Source organism: Amycolatopsis umgeniensis (assembly GCF_014205155.1).
Classification (GTDB): Bacteria; Actinomycetota; Actinomycetes; order Mycobacteriales; family Pseudonocardiaceae; genus Amycolatopsis; species Amycolatopsis umgeniensis.
The window spans coordinates 8266072-8281368 of record NZ_JACHMX010000001.1 but is presented as its reverse complement, the minus strand read 5'-3'; the positions used below and the strand labels follow the sequence as shown (position 1 = coordinate 8281368).

Sequence of the window (15297 nt, the reverse complement as noted above, 5' to 3'; positions counted from 1 at the left end):
CATGACCAGAGCGCTCGACTTCGAACTCGTCGACGACGCCGCAAAGGCGACCGAACACTACGTCCGCGCCGTCAACGCCGGCGACGTGGACGCGGTGGCCCGGTTCTACACCGAAGACGCCATCGCCGTGCGGGACGGCCAACCGCTGAGCGGGCAGGCCCTGCGGGCACACCTCGTGGAGTTCATCGGCAAGCGGCCCGCGATGACCGCGACCGCGAAACACATCTACGAGGCGGGCGACGCCACCCTGCTGGTCACCGAGTGGACCGTGGACCTGCCCGGTGAGAACGGCGAGACCGAGCACTTCGAGGGTCTCGGTCTCGACGTGCTGCGCCGTGGCGAGGACAACAAGTGGCGGTACGCGGTGGACGACCCCGAGAGCGAAAACCACTGACCCGGTCCAGGAAACGAAAGGAGGGAACGGAACCATGACGAACGACCAGGACGCCGCCGCCGTACTCAAGGCGGTCCGTGACATCGTGCCCCGGCTCCGGGAGAACGGCCACAAGGCCGAGGACGCGCGCTGGATCCCGGACGAGAACGTCGAACTGCTGGACAAGGCGGGCGTCTTCCAGCTCGCGACGCCCGCTCGGTTCGGCGGGCTGGACCTGCCACTGGCCGACCAGTTCGAGATCCTCGCCGAGATCGCCCGCGGCTGCGGTTCGACCGGCTGGGTGGCGATGGCGTGGGTGTCCACCGCCTGGCTGGCCACGCAGTACCCGGACAAGGCCCAGGAAGAGATCTTCGCCAATCCTTCGGTGCGGATCTCGGGGGGTTTCTCGCCGACCGGCACCGTCGAGCGGACCGAGGGCGGCTACAACCTGAACGGCACTTGGCGATTCAATTCCGGCTGCCGCGGCGCACACTGGGATCTCCTGGGGGTGACCCTCGAGGAGCCCGACGGCCAGCACAGGGAACTGTACGTCATCGTGCCGATGTCGGAGCTGTCCATCGCGGACGACTGGCACGTCAGCGCCGCGGCCGCGACGGGAAGCTCGTCGACCACGGCCAACGACGTGTTCGTGCCTGCGCACCGGGTCATCGACGCGGGCGACGCGCTGTTCGGTCTCACCGGTGACCGCTCGAACACCGGCGCGACCGGCCGTAACTACGGCCTGATCGGCTTCGTGATGACGGAGTCGGTCGCGTCCTACGTGGGCATGGCGCGAGCGGCGTACGAGCTGTTCGTGTCCAAGGTGGGCGGGAAGCCGATCGCCTACACGCCCTGGGAGGACCAGGCCGAGCACCCGTTGACACAGCTGAAGGTCTCGCTGGCGGCCAACAAGATCGCGGCCGCGGAGGCACTGGTGGCGCGGTGGATCACCCTCCTGCAGCAGCGCGCCGACGCGGGTGAACAGCCGACGGTCGAGGAGAAGGCGACCGGACGCGGCCAGTGCGGCTACGCCATCCAGCTGGCCAAGGAGGCCGTCGAGGAGCTGCAAAGCGTCAGCAGCGGTTCCGCGATCATGCGGAACTCCCCGTTCCAGCGCTTCTTCCGGGACATCGAGGGCCTCGCGCTGCACGGCATGATGACGCCGAACTCGAACCTCGAGGTGCACGGCCGGGTGGAGCTGGGACTGGACCCGAACACCTACCTGCTCTGATCCTCCGGGCGCACCCGGAGAAAAGTCCCTCGTGAGCAACGGCGCTCACGAGGGACTTTTCTTTGCTCAGCCCAGGCTTCGAGCCGCGCGCACACCCGACTCGATGGCTCCGTCGATGTAGCCGTTCCATCCCAGCGCGATGTCGGCGGTGGCGAAGGCCACGCGGCCGGACGGTCGCTGCAGCGCCTCGTGCAGTCGAGTGAGCTGACCCGGCTGCATGTACGCGGCAGCCCCCAGGGAGAACTCGTCCTTGGACCAGTTCTGCGCCTTGATCGACACGACGTCCGCCTTCGGTTCCAGCGCCTGGACGGCGTCCCGCACCTGCCGCAAGTCGGTGCCGTCGAAGGTGTCGTGGAAGCTGAACGCGACGAACAGCTGACCGTCGCCCAGCGAGGCGAAGGGGATCAGGCTGCCGATCGGGTTGCCCTCGGCGGGCTGGGCGTAGACCCGGCCGATGTCGCCGCGGACGTGCAGCCAGATCTTCGTCCCGTTGGGTACGCCGATCCCTTCCCTGGTGGCCGCCGCGTGAGCCGCGGGCAAGGCCGGGGAGAACGAGATCGTCTTCCACACGTTGACCGGGAGCGCGACCACCGCGATCGGCGCGGTGAACCGCTCCCCCGACCGCGTGGTGACCACGACCTGCCTGCCGTTGTCGACGACCGAGGTCACCGGGGTGCGCAACCGGACCTGGGCCCCCGAGTCGGCCAGGATCGCCTGCACCAGCGCGCCGGTGCCCGGTTCGACGCGGTAATGCCCGGTCGCGGTGCCCCACGCGCTGTTCGTGCCGCCGGCCAGCGCCCACCATTTGGCCATCTGGGTGTACGCGCCGCGGGCGTTGGTCCCGCCCGCGTAGGACGCGGTGAAACCGTTGATCCAGCCCTCGTCCTGCGGCGGCAGGCGAAGCTGATCGAGCCGCCCGCGCAGGGAGAGCCCGTCGATCGCCCGCACCTCGGCCTCGCGGAACAGCGGGTCGAACGGCCGCTCGAAGAGCGCCGAGGAGCCTTCGAAAACGCGATTGAGGAGCTCGCCGATCCGGCCGAAGGCCTCGGCCGGCGGGAACGAGCGCGGCCCGGCGTCGGTGGAGAGGATCACGCGATCCGGACCGGGGTCTTCGACGATCGGCAGGCCGTAGCGCATCATCTCGGCCCACACATGCGGCTGGCTCCAGTGCACCCAGGTCCCGCCACGCTCGATCCGCTTGCCCTGGAAGGTATCCGTCCAGGTCCGACCGCCGATCCGGTCACGGGCTTCGAGGATCAGCGGACGCCGTCCCCTCGCCCGCAATTCCCGCGCCGCGGTGGCGCCGGCGAAACCGCCGCCGATCACGATCGCGTCGTACGCGGTCACCTCGTCGGCCACCGCCTGCCCCGGGAGCACACCGAGACCCACGGCCGCCGCCCCTGCCGCGGTCAGGAGACCCCGCCGCGACAGCCCGTCAGAAGGTTGCGTCGTCACGATGGACATGCCTTTCTTTCCCCGAAATGGTATTTATTCCCCACGCTACCCGGACGCCGAATCGGCCAGTCATCGAATGGTCTTCTCCCCCCGGCGATTACCCGAGAGTGAACACCACTCCGATAAAATTGATTCGCACGCACCTGGATATCCAGAAAGCAGGGAAGTTGGGTTATGACCGCTAATCTCGAAATCGATCTCGAGAACCCGGATCTCACGGCCGACCCGGAGATCCAGAACGAAGTGTTCATGCGAGCGTTCAACTCGGGTGACGGCAACATCTTCAACCGGCTCTACCGCGAGGACGCGATCTCGAACCTGTCCGGCGGGCCGCTTCGCGGTGAAGAGCGCAAGCAGTTCATCGTCGACTTCATCGCGAAGAAGCCGCACCTGAAGTCGACCGTCCGCAGCGCGTGGGTGGCCGGGGACGTCTCCCTGGTCATCGTGGACTTCGACCTCGAGGTCGAAACCGAGCCGGGCAAGCGGGTGACACTGCACGGCTCCTGCACCGACGTGATGCGCCGGGGCGACGACGGCAAATGGGCCATGGTGATCGACCGCCCGATCGCCGACGACATGCCGCAGGCCTGATCAGACCCGCGAGGAAGCCCCCGGTGGTCCGGCACCGGGGGCTTCTTCGCGGGCTGGCCGCGTTCTGTGGATCGAGCCGGCGTTTCGGTTGTCGAGGATGTCCGGTGAAGGTGCCCGGCGCAGGTGCCCGGCGAAGGTGCCCGGCGAGGGTGTCGCGAAAGCCACTTTCGGGACGTCTGATGTCGCGAAAGTGGCTTTCGCGACATGAAGTGGCGGTGAGGGGCCGGTCGGGGTGGTCGTGAGTGGTAAGTCGCGTTCTGACACCACTTGCCACTCACGACCACCTGCACCAGACCTCACCCGGCCCCTGAAACCCCGACAGGCGTTGCGAAAGCCACTTTCGCAACCTTCACCGTTGCGAAAGTGGCTTTCGCAACACCTCCCGATAGGACACGAGACCTCAGCGAGTGACCGCCGCCGCCTCACCCCGCGAGTTGCGCAGGACACGCAGCAACGTCGAGGGGCTCATCAGGGCTTCGGGGCTGATCACCAGGCCGGTCATCTTCAGGTAGGCGCTGGCCACCTTGCCGTCACGCGTGGCGGCTTCCAGCACCTTCGCCGCGTAGGCGTGCCCCATCTTCACCTTCATGCTCCGCTTGCCCGGGACGTCGGGGAAGATCAGGTCGCCGGTGTTCATCATCTCCCACGGCGCGTCGAGGACGTCGCGGGCGAGTTCCTTCAGGAACTGCTTCGGCCGCGGCCCGGCACCGGAGCGCAGATGCTTGCGCATCGCCAGAGCTCCCAGCGCGGAGATGGTCATCCCCTGTGCGTAGGTCGGGTTGAAGCTGCAGACGGAGTCGCCGACGACGAAGAAGCCTTCGGGGAAGTCGGCCAGTTTCTCGTAGCGGCGGCGCAGGTTCGCCGGGAACCGGTACCCCACCGGGTCGTCCAGCGGTTCCGACTCGGAGATCGCGTCGTAGATGTCCGGCACCGGCAGGGATTTGATGAACGCGAGGAAGCCCTCGTTGTCCGTCGGCGGATGGTCGTCGAGGATCCCGTACGCGGTGAGTTCGATCGTGTCCCCGTGCTTGCCGCAGATCGCGCCGCGCGGCAGCATCGGCGAAGCGATCACGTTGATGGAGATGTCGCCCTGGTACGGGTCCGTCTTGAGCCGGTAGTGCCGGGTGGCGTAGCCGATGCCGATCTTCAGCCGCTCTTCCTCGACGCGAGGGTACCCCAGCTCGGTCAGCCAGACGGGGGTCCGGGAACCGCGGCCCATCGCGTCGACCACCAGGTCTCCGTCGAGGGTTTCTTCCGTGCCGTCCGGTCCGCTCACGACGGCGCCGACGATCCGGCGGCCGTTCTCGGCGGTCGCCAGGCTCAGGATGTCGTGCCCTTCGAGGAACTCGACGTTCGTCAGGGCCTGGACGCGGCGCCGGATGTGGTACTCGAGGAACGGACGGCTCGCGGTCACCGCGACCAGACCGGAGTCGTCGCGAGCCAGCGGCTTTCCGTTGAAGTACCAGCGAAGGTTGCCGGCGACGTCCCCGATGCCGGCGCCATCGGCCTTGATCTCCTCGGTGAAACCGGGGAAGAGCTCCTCGATCACCTGTTGCCCCTTGGCGAGCAGGCCGTGCACCTGTTTGCCCTGTGGCACGCTCCGCCGGGTTTCGCGAACCCCGCTCAGGACGTCGCGATCCACCACCAGCACCCGCGAGTACGACTCGGACAGCACTCGCGCGGCGAAGAGTCCCGCCACGCTCCCGCCGAGCACGATCGCACGTTTTCCGGCCTGACCGCTCACCGCGGTCACCTCCTCGTTCTTCGATCCATCGGGGGTCACTGCGGGATGTTCCCGTGTTTGCGCCGCGGCGACGGCTTGCGCTTGTCCCGCAACATGGCCAGCCCGCGCGCCACCATCGCGCGCGTCCGGGCCGGGTCGATCACGTCGTCGACCAGACCTCTTTCGGCCGCGTAGTAGGGATGCATGAGCTCCGACCGGTAGTCGCCGGTCAGCTCGGCACGCAGCCGGACGGGGTCCGCCGCCGCCGCGAGTTGCTTGCGGTGCAAGACGTTCACCGCGCCCTCGGCGCCCATCACGGCGATCTCGTTGGTGGGCCACGCCAGCGAGAGATCGGTGCCGATGGACCGCGAGTCCATCACGATGTACGCGCCGCCGTACGCCTTGCGCACGATCACCTGGATCCGCGGGACCGTGGCCTCGCAGTAGGCGTACAGCAGTTTCGCCCCGTGCCGGATGATCCCCGCGTGTTCCTGGTCCTTGCCCGGCAGGAACCCCGGGACGTCCACCAGCGTCACCAGCGGGATGTTGAACGCGTCGCAGAACCGCACGAACCTGGCGGCCTTCTGCGAGGCCGGGATGTTCAGCACGCCGGCGAGCACCAGGGGCTGGTTCCCGACCACTCCGACGACCTCGCCGTCGATCCGGGCCAGCACGCACACCACGTTGCCCGCCCAGTCCTCGTGGACCTCGAGGAAATCCTCGTCGTCGACGAGTTCGGCGATCACGTCGCGCATGTCGTACGGCCTGTTGGGCTCGACAGGGACGATTTCGGCGAAGCGCGGCCGCTCGCCGTGCACGTCGTCTCGCCGTGGTGCCGCCGGCGGCGACTCCAGATTGTTGCCGGGCAGCAAGGACACGAGATACCGCACGTCCGCGAGACAGGTCACCTCGTCCTCGCGGACGAACGCGGCGACGCCCGAGTGCTCGCCGTGCACCTCCGCGCCACCGAGTTCCGCGTGGGTCACCCGCTCGCCGCTGACCGCCTCGACCACGTCCGGTCCGGTCAGGTACATCTGGCCGATCCCCTTGACCATGAAGGTGAAATCGGCCAGGGCGGGCGAGTAGGCCGCGCCGCCCGCGCACGGGCCGAGTACGACGCTGATCTGCGGGATCACGCCGGACGCGGCGACCTGACGGCGGAAGATGCCGCCGTATCCGTCCAGCGCGGGCACGCCTTCCTGGATCCTGGCCCCGCCGCTGTCGTTCAGCGCGATCACCGGGGATCCGGTCGCCAGCGCCAGATCCAGCACCTTGTGGATCTTCGCGGCGTGCGCCTGTCCGAGGGAGCCACCGAACACGGTGAAGTCCTGGGCGTAGACGAACACCCGGCGGCCGTCGATCGTGCCAGAGCCCGCGACGACACCATCGGTGTGGGGACGCTGCGACGGCGCCGAGAGACCGTGCTCCTGGTGACGGCGGAACAGATCGATCTCGACGAAGGAGTCGTTGTCCAGCAACAGGTCCAGCCGCTCCCGCGCGGTGCGTTTGCCCAGTCTGTGCTGGCGCTCGGCACCGCCGCCCGCCATCGCCCGCGCGCGGATCCGGTCACGCTCTTCGAGCAGGGTCCGCATCGTCGCGGGCGGGGCGGGTACCGCGCGGGGCACGCCGTCCCCGTTGGCCGTCCTCGGCGGCGGGCTCGGCAGGAAATCGACTTGGACGGAGTGCACGGACATCGGCTGTCTCCCTGGTGGACGGTGTGGTCACTGCGCTCGCGGCACGGCCTTGCCGAAACCGCCGTCGAAGAACAGCAACCCCGGCCCGCCCGCGCCCCTGGCCAGGCCCAGCAGCCCGCCGATGAAGATCGTGTGGTCCCCGGCCTCGTAGGAGGAGACGAGTTCGCATTCCATCCACGCCAGCGCTCCGCCGATCAGCGGGGCGCCGGTCCGCGATCCCGGCAGCCAGTCCAAGGAGGCGAACTGGGCCGGGCCGAGCGGCCGGTGCCGGTCGGCGAAGTACCGCGCGACGCGTTCCTGGTCCGCGTGCAGGATCGAGACCGCGAACCCGCCCGCGGTCCTGATCGCGTCGTGCATGACGGCCGTATGCGCCACACAGCACAGCACTTGGGGCGGGTCGACGGACAAGGACGTGAACGCGTTGGCGGTCATCCCGTGCACGCGCTCGCCACCCACCGTCAGCACGGTGACCCCGGTCGCGAATTGCGACATGACCTCGCGCAGGCCGACGATTCCGTCGTTGAGCACCGAAGAATTCATCTCGCACCTTTTCGAGCGTTGTCATGCGAATCCCTGTGACATAACGAAAACGACCCTACCGACGCGTCTTGCCATTCGGCAGGGACCACGGTCATGGCCGAGTAACCCCGCCGGGTACCGGCGCGGATGAACCGGCGATGCCCGGCGAATGACCGGAGAAGGGCACGGTGGCACTATGAATGGGAAAGCCACCGAACCCGAAATCACCGAGCCGAACATGCGCGCGCTGCTGGGCAGCGTGGGCCTCGACGTCGAATACCTCCGGGCGGAGGGCAACACCCTGGTCCACGCAGGCGCCGACGGCGAAGACGTCTCCGTGCTGGATCACGTCGGCGGGTACGGCTCGCTGCTGCTCGGGCACAACAACCCGGAGATCGTCGCGCACGCCAAGGAACTGCTGGACGCGCGGACACCCGTCCACATCCAGTTCTCCCGGCATTCGTCCGCGAATCGGCTGGCGCTGGCCCTGAACCGGATTCTGCACCGGGAGCTGGGAACCACCGAGGACTACCTGGCCTTTTTCGCGAGCACCGGCGCGGAGGCCGTCGAAACCGGGATCAAGCACGCCGAGCTGGACCGCCGCATGCGCGTCGGCGCGCTGATCGCCGAAATCGATTCCCACATCGAGGAAGTGCGTGCCGCCTCCCGGGACGGCGGGGTGACGGTGGGGGCGGAACTCGGGTTCGCGGGGCCCGAGGAACTCATCGCGCACGTGCGCGCCCACAACGAGGCCGTACTCGCCAAACCGCCTCTTTTCCTTGCCCTGGAAGGGTCCTTTCACGGCAAGCTGGCGGGCAGCGTGCAGTTGACCCACAACCCGGTGGTCCGCGGCCCGTTCCAGGCACTCGCCGCGCAGGCCAGGTTCGTGCCGATCGACCAGCCGGACGCGCTGGCCAAGGTCGTCGACAGCGAGCAGGCGGCTTTGCTGGACCTCAAGGTGGACGGCGGTGTGGTCACCGTCGAGCCGAGGGAATACCCGGTGTTCACCGCGTTCCTCGTCGAGCCGGTCCAGGGAGAGGGCGGGATCAACGTCCTCGGCGAAGAGTTCGCCACCCGCTTGCGCCGGACCGCCGACGCGCTCGACGTGCCCGTCATCGTCGACGAGATCCAGTGCGGGATGGGGCGGACCGGGACGTTCCTGGCCGGCTCCGCCGTCGGCCTGCAGGGCGACTACTACACCCTCGCCAAGAGCCTCGGCGGCGGAATCGCGAAGATCTCCCTTTTGCTGATCAGGCGGTCCAAGTACCGGCCGGACTTCGAGTTCCTGCACAGCTCGACGTTCGCCAAGGACGGCTTCTCCACCGCGATCGCCCTCAAGGTCGTCGAACTGCTGGAGGCGGACGACGGAGCCGCGTACCGGCGGGCCACCGAACTCGGTATCCGGCTGAAGTCCGCTTTGGACGGTGTGCGGGCCGACTTCCCCGAAGTCGTCAAAGCCGTCCGTGGCAAGGGTTTGATGCTCGGCCTCGAATTCGGCGACCAGACGGGTTCACCTTCCGAGCCGGTCCGGGACGCCGCGCTGCAGGGAATCCTGGGTTACGCGATCGCCGGCTACCTGTTGCGTGAGCACCGGATCCGGATCTTCCCCACCGCCAGCGCCCCGAACACCTTGCGGTTCGAGCCGTCCCTGCAACTGACCGGGGAGGAGATCGCCAGGACCGCGGCCGCCCTGCGCGCGGTGAGCGTGATCCTGCGGGACCAGCCCGACCGGATCTTCCAGCCGTGACCAGGCAGGGGCGGGCTCCGGCCCACCCCTGCCACGTTCCACCCACTCACCGCCGCGGCGCGGGCACTCTGGATTCGTCCTCGCCCGCGGTCTGCTTGGCGCCGTGGCCGAGCAGCAGCCTGAGGTACTCGCGGCGGTTGTCCGCCACCGGCCCCACTTCGCCGTACTGATTTCCGCAGTAACCGCTCACCAGTCGTTCGAGTTCGCTGTCCATCATGTCGGTGAGCGATTCCGCCAGTTTGTCGATGGCGTCGTCGGACAGGGGCTCGAGTTTGATGGTCACGCTCTGCGCGCCGCTCCCCCAGTCCGGGTTGAGCCCGAGCAGTTCCGGCAGCGCGGTGGCGACGATCATCATCGGGACACCCTGCTGGGTGGGCTGGGCCAGCTGACGGACCCATTGGCGGATGGTCCTGTCGCATCGGTGCAGGTCTTCCACGACGACCACGAGCGGGGTGTCCTTGGCGACCAGCGCGAGGAACCGTTGCCACATCTGCAGGGTGTCGGCCGCGTCGCCCGAACTCGCGACCCTGCGGTCGTCACCGGCCGCCGCCAGCTCCGCGAGCGGCACGAGGCCCGACATCAGCCACTGGACCTCGCCGTCGTCGAGGACGAGTTGCTGAAGCGCGGCCTGGACCTTCTCCCGGACCGCCGACCGGTCGTCGCCGGGCTTGACCCCGCAGTAGCCCGCGAGGATGTCCGCCTGCACCGCCAGCGGGCTGCCGCCCGGGCCCAGCGGCGCGCGCCCGATGAGGAACCGGGCCACGCCCTGCGGACCGCCGTACCGTTTGGCGAACTCCCGCACCAGCCGCGTCTTGCCGATCCCCGGGTCGCCGATCACCGTCACCATATGGCACCGGTTGCGGTGGATGGCCCGGTTCAGCACCCCCCGCAGCAGATCCAGTTCGCTGTCCCGGTCCACGAGCGGCACCACGTCCTGGTAACCCAGGTACTCCGGCCACGGCTCGCCGACCTGCCAGCCCGTCCGCGCATCGGTCATCGAGTGGTAATTGACCACGGACTGGGTGGAGAGGCGGGTGCTGTCGCAGACGAGGATCTCATCATCCGGGACGTCGTTGAGCATCGCCTGGCACTGGTCCAGCAGCGCGCCGTTGACGACCGCGGGCACGTCGGTCTCGCCGTTCTGATAGCGCACCCTCGCCTTGCCCGTCGCGACGGCGACGTGCACCGCCAGACCGCGGACCACCGGCGTCGTGCGCGCCGCCAGCATGGAGGAGACCCTCAGCCGTTCCCGGATCGCGATCGCCGACTTCACGGCGCGTACCGCGGTGTCCGAAGCGTCTGCCGGACCGAAGACCACCATCGAGATGGAGCCGAAGGACGCGACCACCGCCCCGCCGCGTGCTTCGGCCTCCTCACGGATGGTCGTGGACATGCACTCGAAGGCCTCGTCGACGTCTTCCGGCGCGACTTCCGACCCCTGCGGGCTGAGTTGCGTCCGCACCACGATCACGCTGACCGGCTGCCGTTCGGTGGCGTCCGAGTTCTCGACAGGCTCGGGTTCGCCGGCGAGCACCGGTTCCGGTTCCGGTTCCGGCCTGCTGACGGGCAGTGCCTCGATCCGCTCCCTGGTGTCCGGCAGAACCGGTCCGGTCGAGCCCAGCGAGGGGTCGTGCGTCAGGATGGAATGCTGCAGCACCTGCAGTTTCCGGCCCGGCTCCAGGCCGAGTTCGTCGATCAGCTGGGTGCGCACCCTGGCGTAGACGCTCAGCGCGTCGGCCTGCCGTCCACACAGGTAGAGCGTCCGCATCAACTGGCCGCAGGCACGTTCACGCAAGGGTTCCGTCTCGACCGTCGTCTCCAGCTCACGGAGGATCTCGTGGTGACGGCCGCAACCCAGCTCCGCGTCGAAGTAGTCCTCCAACGCGTCCAGGCGGGCGTTCTGCACCGCGGTCAGTTCCGGCCAGGCGGCCCCGGCCTCCACCAGATCGGCCAGCGCGGGCCCGCGCCACAACGCGAGCGCGTCCCGCAAGACCGCGCTGGCCTGCTCGGCGTTGCCGCTCGCCAGGCCGACCCGGCCCGCCGCGACCATCCGCTGGAACCGGTACAGGTCGACCGTCTCCGGATCGACCCGCAACATGTAGCCCGGCGCCTGCGTCAGCAACTCGGGCTCGCGGACGTCATGGATCGACGGGGTGAGCAGGCTGCGCAGCCCCCACACGGCGTTCTGCAGGATCTTGCGCGCCGACATCGGCGTCTCGACCGGCCACAACGCCTTCATCAGCTGACTCGTGGCGGCCACCCGGTTGGCGTTGAGCAGCAGGAAGCCGAGTGTGCCGCGCTGTTTGATCCCGCCGAGCGCGACCTGCCTTTCTTCGGCGAGAACCTCTAACGGACCGAGCATCCTGAAATGCATCACGTCCCCCTCGGATGCGATGGCGCAACGCGGCCCGCGACCGACCACGTATCGGTGAGCCTGTTCCTCAAGGGCTAAGTGACGTCACTGTCACCCACCGCGCGACCAGAAGTTCCGCAGGTGGTCGATTGAGCCATTGGACAGACACAAAACGATGAAACCCCAGTTGCCGCGAATTCTCCGTCTGGCAAGAGTGACAGCCCGAACCTCAATTTCACTTCATGCCCGGACTGACACCTGCAATCGATTGAACACGGTGTACCGCAGTGAAGGCAAGTGACGTGCATCACAAGGCGTAACGGGATTCGGTCACTTGACCGAAAGCAATCCTCTCGACCGCCCCACCAAAATGGCGTATTGACCGAGATGGCTTCCTGCACTACGAAAACAGGCGCCGTCCCGAGTTCGGCCGCGGGACCTTCGTCTCCGTGGGCCCGCCCGGCCAAGAATACCCGATCGGACTATCGCAGCTGGAGTATCGCGGCCCCAAAGGGAAGGCGATCGCCTTGTATCATCGGAGCGCGGAAGGAGCGGATCATTTCACCCCTGAACAGGTGCCCGACTCACTCCATCCCGAATTCGATTCACGAAGCTTGCCCACCACCACTTCAGACCCCATTCACGGCGGCCGCGAATACGCTCGTGCGGTGAACGCGGTCCGCTAACCCTAATCGTCGTTCAGGTCGTCGACGACCTGTGCTGTTCCGCGAAGAGCCGGGCGACGAGCCCGACACGGCTGGAGACCGCGGTCTTGCCGAAAAGGGCTTTGAGGTGGTCGCGGACGGTGTGAGGAGAGAGGAACAGCGCCGCGGCGATCTCGGCGGTGGGCAGTCCGCGCGCGACGAGACGAGCGACTTCGAGCTCACGCGAGGTCAGGCCGTACGCGTCGGCGACCATCCCCGTGAGGTCAGCGGCGGCCGCGGGTTCGATGACCAGCGCCACCGGCCCCGGCTTCCCGTCGAGGCCGGTGAGACAAGAGGCGTGGCAGGTCAGCCACAGGCCGTCGACGGTGCGGATCCGCACGCGGGCGCCGCCACGATCCCGGCCCAGCGCGATCGCCCGTGCCTGCAGCGCCGCGCCCGCCACCCAGATCGGCAGGTCCAGCCCCAGCGCCGAGGGAACGGACGGGCCGTCGGGCAGCCGGGCGAGGTACCGCCGAGCCTCGTCGTTGATCGAGTTCGCCTCGCCATGCCTGTCGAGGAGCAACAGCCCGGGCGCGGAAGAGGTGCTTCCACCGTCTGATTCCGTGGGACGAGCGAACCGGCGCAGCCGTCCGGCGAGGGGTTCGGACAGCCCGGCGAGCAGGGCGACCTCGTCCGGTGCGAAGTCGGCGCCGCCCCGCATGCGGAACAGGCTGATCAGCCCCCACGGCCGGTCACCGGCGCGCAGTACCGCGCGAAGTTCGTCCTCCACGCCTTGGGCGCCGAGGAGGCGCCGGAACCGCGCGCTGCGCACGGGCACACCGCCGGTGGCCGCTCGCAGCGCCGCCGCCGGGACGGCCGCGCGGGTGAGATCCCGGAACGGGAGGACGTTCTCCTCCAGGAACTCGCTCTCCCAGTAGGCTCCGCATCCCTCGCCGGAGCCGAGGTTCTCCACCAGCATCGGCGCGGTGACCAGGCCGGTTTCGGGATCGGTCGCCGTCCACACGGCCGCGTCGAACGGGATGTACCGCCGGAGCCTTGCCGAGGCGCGGGTGAACAGGTCGAGCGCGCCGCCGGCGCGGTCGGCCGCCGCGACGACATCGGTCTGGCGGCGTGGGTCGCTCACGAGGACTTCCTCCCGCTGATAGGTACTTCGGTGACGCTGCCCGATCTCCGGCTCCGTGCCCATCCCTCGTTTGCGGGGGTCGTGCCCGGCCTTTCGGCCTCGCGTGAGGGATGGAGCAAGGCTTCCACGGCGGCGAGGCTCGAAGGCATGGACATCGCCATCGTCGGGGCCGGCGCGGCCGCCGTCGCCCTGCTCGACACCCTGGCGGCCACCGCCGCCGAACCCGCCACCGTCACCGTTTTCGAGCCGTCCGCGCAGTTGTGGCGCGGCCGTGCGTACGGACCGGACCTGGACTCCGTGCTCGTCAACTCCCCACCCGCCCTCATGTCGATCCGTCACGCGGACTTCGGGCACTACGCCGCCTGGCTGGGCGAACGTGGCGCCTCCCACCTTGATGAACTCCTGGGGCAGCCACTTGTTCCCCGCGCGCTCTATGGCGAATACCTGGAACACACCGCCGAGGCCGCGGTGGCCGCGCTACGCGAGCGCGGGATCACTGTCCGCGTGGTCGGACAGCGCGTCACCGCGATCGCCCGCTCCGGCGAACGGCTCGTCCTGCGCACCCAGGACGGGCGAGGGCACGAAGCCGACCGCGTGACGCTTTGCGTGGGCGGAGGACCACCGCAGGACCACTACGGACTCGGGCGGGCCGCCGGGTTCGTCGCCGATCCGTACCCGCTGGCGCGCACTCTCGACCGGATCCCGGCCCGGAGTTCGGTGGCGGTCATCGGCAGCGGCCTGACGGCGGTCGACGTCGTCGTCTCGCTCGCGGCGCGTGGGCACACCGGGCCGATCGCCCTGGTGTCGCGCACCGGTCTGCTGCCCCACGTCTGGCAGCGCCCGCTCGACCGCCGCCCACGACTGGTCACCGTGGACCGCGTATCCGCGCTGCGGCGCGAAAACGGCGTTGTCACCCTCGCCGATCTCGTCCACCTGCTGCGTTCCGAACTCGCGGAAGCCGGGGAGAACCTCGACGATCTCGTGGCCGATCTGCTCGCGGCCGAGTCCGAGCCGCCCGTCGAACGGCTGCGGCGTCAACTGGCCACTGTGGACGGTCCCGCGCTCGGACGCCGTTTCCTGCAAGAGACGGCGCACAGCGTCGGCCCCTTGGCCTGGCGATCGCTGCCGGAGGCCGACCGTGCCTGGTTGTGGCGGCGCTCCCGCCTGGCGAGCAGTCTCGTCTCCCCCATGGTGCCGGTGAACGCGGCCATCCTGCTGCGGCTGCTGGACGGCGGTCAGCTCCGCGTGACCGCCGGAATCCGGGAAATCCAAGCCGCACAAGGGCGTTTCCGGCTGGAGACCGACGCGGGGACCTCCCACGCGGACGTCGTCGTCAACGCCGTGAACCCGGCGCCGCACGCCATGCCGAGTGCGGCGGAGCCCTTGGTCGCCTCGGTGCTCGCGGACGGGCTGGCCACGCCACATCCGGCGGGAGGCCTCGTCCCGGCGGACCCACGGCTGGCCGTCGTCGGGGACTTCGCCGGCGGTGGACCGTTCATCACTTCCGGCATCCCCGGGGTCGCGGCGCAGGCCGCACAGGCCGCCCGGACCACGTTCGCGGTGCCTGCCGCCTGAACACGTGCCCGGGGACGGTGGTGCCACCGCCCCCGAGCCCGGTCACTCGGCCGCCATGCGCTCCCGGAGGCTCCGGGGACGCATGTCCGTCCAGACCTGGTCCACATGGTCCATGCACTCCTGGCGGGTACCGGTCTTGCCCTCGGCACGCCAGCCTTCCGGGACCTCTTTCCCGGACGGCCAAAGGGAATACTGCTCTTCGTCGTTGATCAGGACCTGGAACGTGGTGTTGTCATCCATCGGGTTTC

At 68.8% G+C, this 15297-nt stretch carries 12 protein-coding genes; 5 read left to right on the top strand and 7 right to left on the bottom strand.

Going from position 1 to position 15297, the window contains the following annotated elements; all coding sequences use genetic code 11:
- Position 1: 1 nt before the first annotated feature.
- Positions 2 to 394 carry a YybH family protein gene (locus HDA45_RS38025; RefSeq protein WP_184903724.1) on the top strand — a complete coding sequence of 131 codons (393 nt, stop codon included), beginning with the start codon at positions 2 to 4 and terminating at the stop codon, positions 392 to 394.
- Between the two features lie 34 nt (positions 395 to 428).
- Positions 429 to 1604 carry an acyl-CoA dehydrogenase family protein gene (locus HDA45_RS38020; RefSeq protein ID WP_184903722.1) on the top strand — a complete coding sequence of 392 codons (1176 nt, stop codon included), beginning with the start codon at positions 429 to 431 and terminating at the stop codon, positions 1602 to 1604.
- Between the two features lie 66 nt (positions 1605 to 1670).
- Here HDA45_RS38020 and HDA45_RS38015 read toward each other — a convergent pair whose 3' ends face one another.
- The gene (locus tag HDA45_RS38015) at positions 1671 to 3068 is read right to left on the bottom strand and encodes a flavin monoamine oxidase family protein (protein WP_184903720.1); all 1398 of its coding nucleotides are present in this window, start codon (positions 3066 to 3068) and stop codon (positions 1671 to 1673) included.
- Between the two features lie 165 nt (positions 3069 to 3233).
- Here HDA45_RS38015 and HDA45_RS38010 point away from each other — a divergent pair, with 165 nt between their 5' ends.
- The gene (locus HDA45_RS38010) at positions 3234 to 3650 is read left to right on the top strand and encodes a YybH family protein (RefSeq protein ID WP_184903719.1); all 417 of its coding nucleotides are present in this window, start codon (positions 3234 to 3236) and stop codon (positions 3648 to 3650) included.
- A gap of 400 nt (positions 3651 to 4050) precedes the next feature.
- Here HDA45_RS38010 and HDA45_RS38005 read toward each other — a convergent pair whose 3' ends face one another.
- The 3 genes from HDA45_RS38005 to HDA45_RS37995 form a co-directional block, all read right to left on the bottom strand.
- Positions 4051 to 5433 carry an FAD-dependent oxidoreductase gene (locus HDA45_RS38005; RefSeq protein ID WP_221471347.1) on the bottom strand — a complete coding sequence of 461 codons (1383 nt, stop codon included), beginning with the start codon at positions 5431 to 5433 and terminating at the stop codon, positions 4051 to 4053.
- Positions 5430 to 6920, bottom strand: a complete 1491-nt coding sequence (locus HDA45_RS38000) for an acyl-CoA carboxylase subunit beta (protein ID WP_246481559.1) — start codon at positions 6918 to 6920, stop codon at positions 5430 to 5432. The genes HDA45_RS38005 and HDA45_RS38000 overlap by 4 nt, the downstream gene beginning before the upstream one ends.
- Before the next feature lie 174 nt (positions 6921 to 7094).
- Positions 7095 to 7607 carry a flavin reductase family protein gene (locus HDA45_RS37995; RefSeq protein WP_184903716.1) on the bottom strand — a complete coding sequence of 171 codons (513 nt, stop codon included), beginning with the start codon at positions 7605 to 7607 and terminating at the stop codon, positions 7095 to 7097.
- Positions 7608 to 7782: 175 nt separating this feature from the next.
- On the opposite strand from HDA45_RS37995, the gene HDA45_RS37990 reads away from it, so the two are divergent.
- Entirely contained in the window at positions 7783 to 9333 is a 1551-nt protein-coding gene (locus tag HDA45_RS37990) for an aspartate aminotransferase family protein (RefSeq protein WP_221471346.1), read from the top strand.
- 46 nt (positions 9334 to 9379) lie between these two features.
- Here the strand turns inward: HDA45_RS37990 and HDA45_RS37985 are convergent, their stop codons facing one another.
- Positions 9380 to 11695: an ATP-binding protein gene (locus tag HDA45_RS37985; protein WP_184903714.1), complete on the bottom strand. Its 2316-nt coding sequence runs from the start codon at positions 11693 to 11695 to the stop codon at positions 9380 to 9382.
- A 690-nt stretch (positions 11696 to 12385) separates the two neighbouring features.
- Positions 12386 to 13474, bottom strand: a complete 1089-nt coding sequence (locus tag HDA45_RS37980; RefSeq protein WP_343072243.1) for a helix-turn-helix transcriptional regulator — start codon at positions 13472 to 13474, stop codon at positions 12386 to 12388.
- A gap of 30 nt (positions 13475 to 13504) precedes the next feature.
- Here HDA45_RS37980 and HDA45_RS37975 point away from each other — a divergent pair, with 30 nt between their 5' ends.
- Entirely contained in the window at positions 13505 to 15049 is a 1545-nt protein-coding gene (locus tag HDA45_RS37975; protein WP_343072242.1) for an FAD/NAD(P)-binding protein, read from the top strand.
- Positions 15050 to 15091: 42 nt separating this feature from the next.
- On the opposite strand, the gene HDA45_RS37970 is transcribed toward HDA45_RS37975, so the two are convergent.
- A complete protein-coding gene (locus tag HDA45_RS37970) occupies positions 15092 to 15289 on the bottom strand; it encodes an MbtH family protein (protein WP_184903708.1) in 198 nt (65 codons plus the stop codon).
- Positions 15290 to 15297 lie beyond the last annotated feature (8 nt).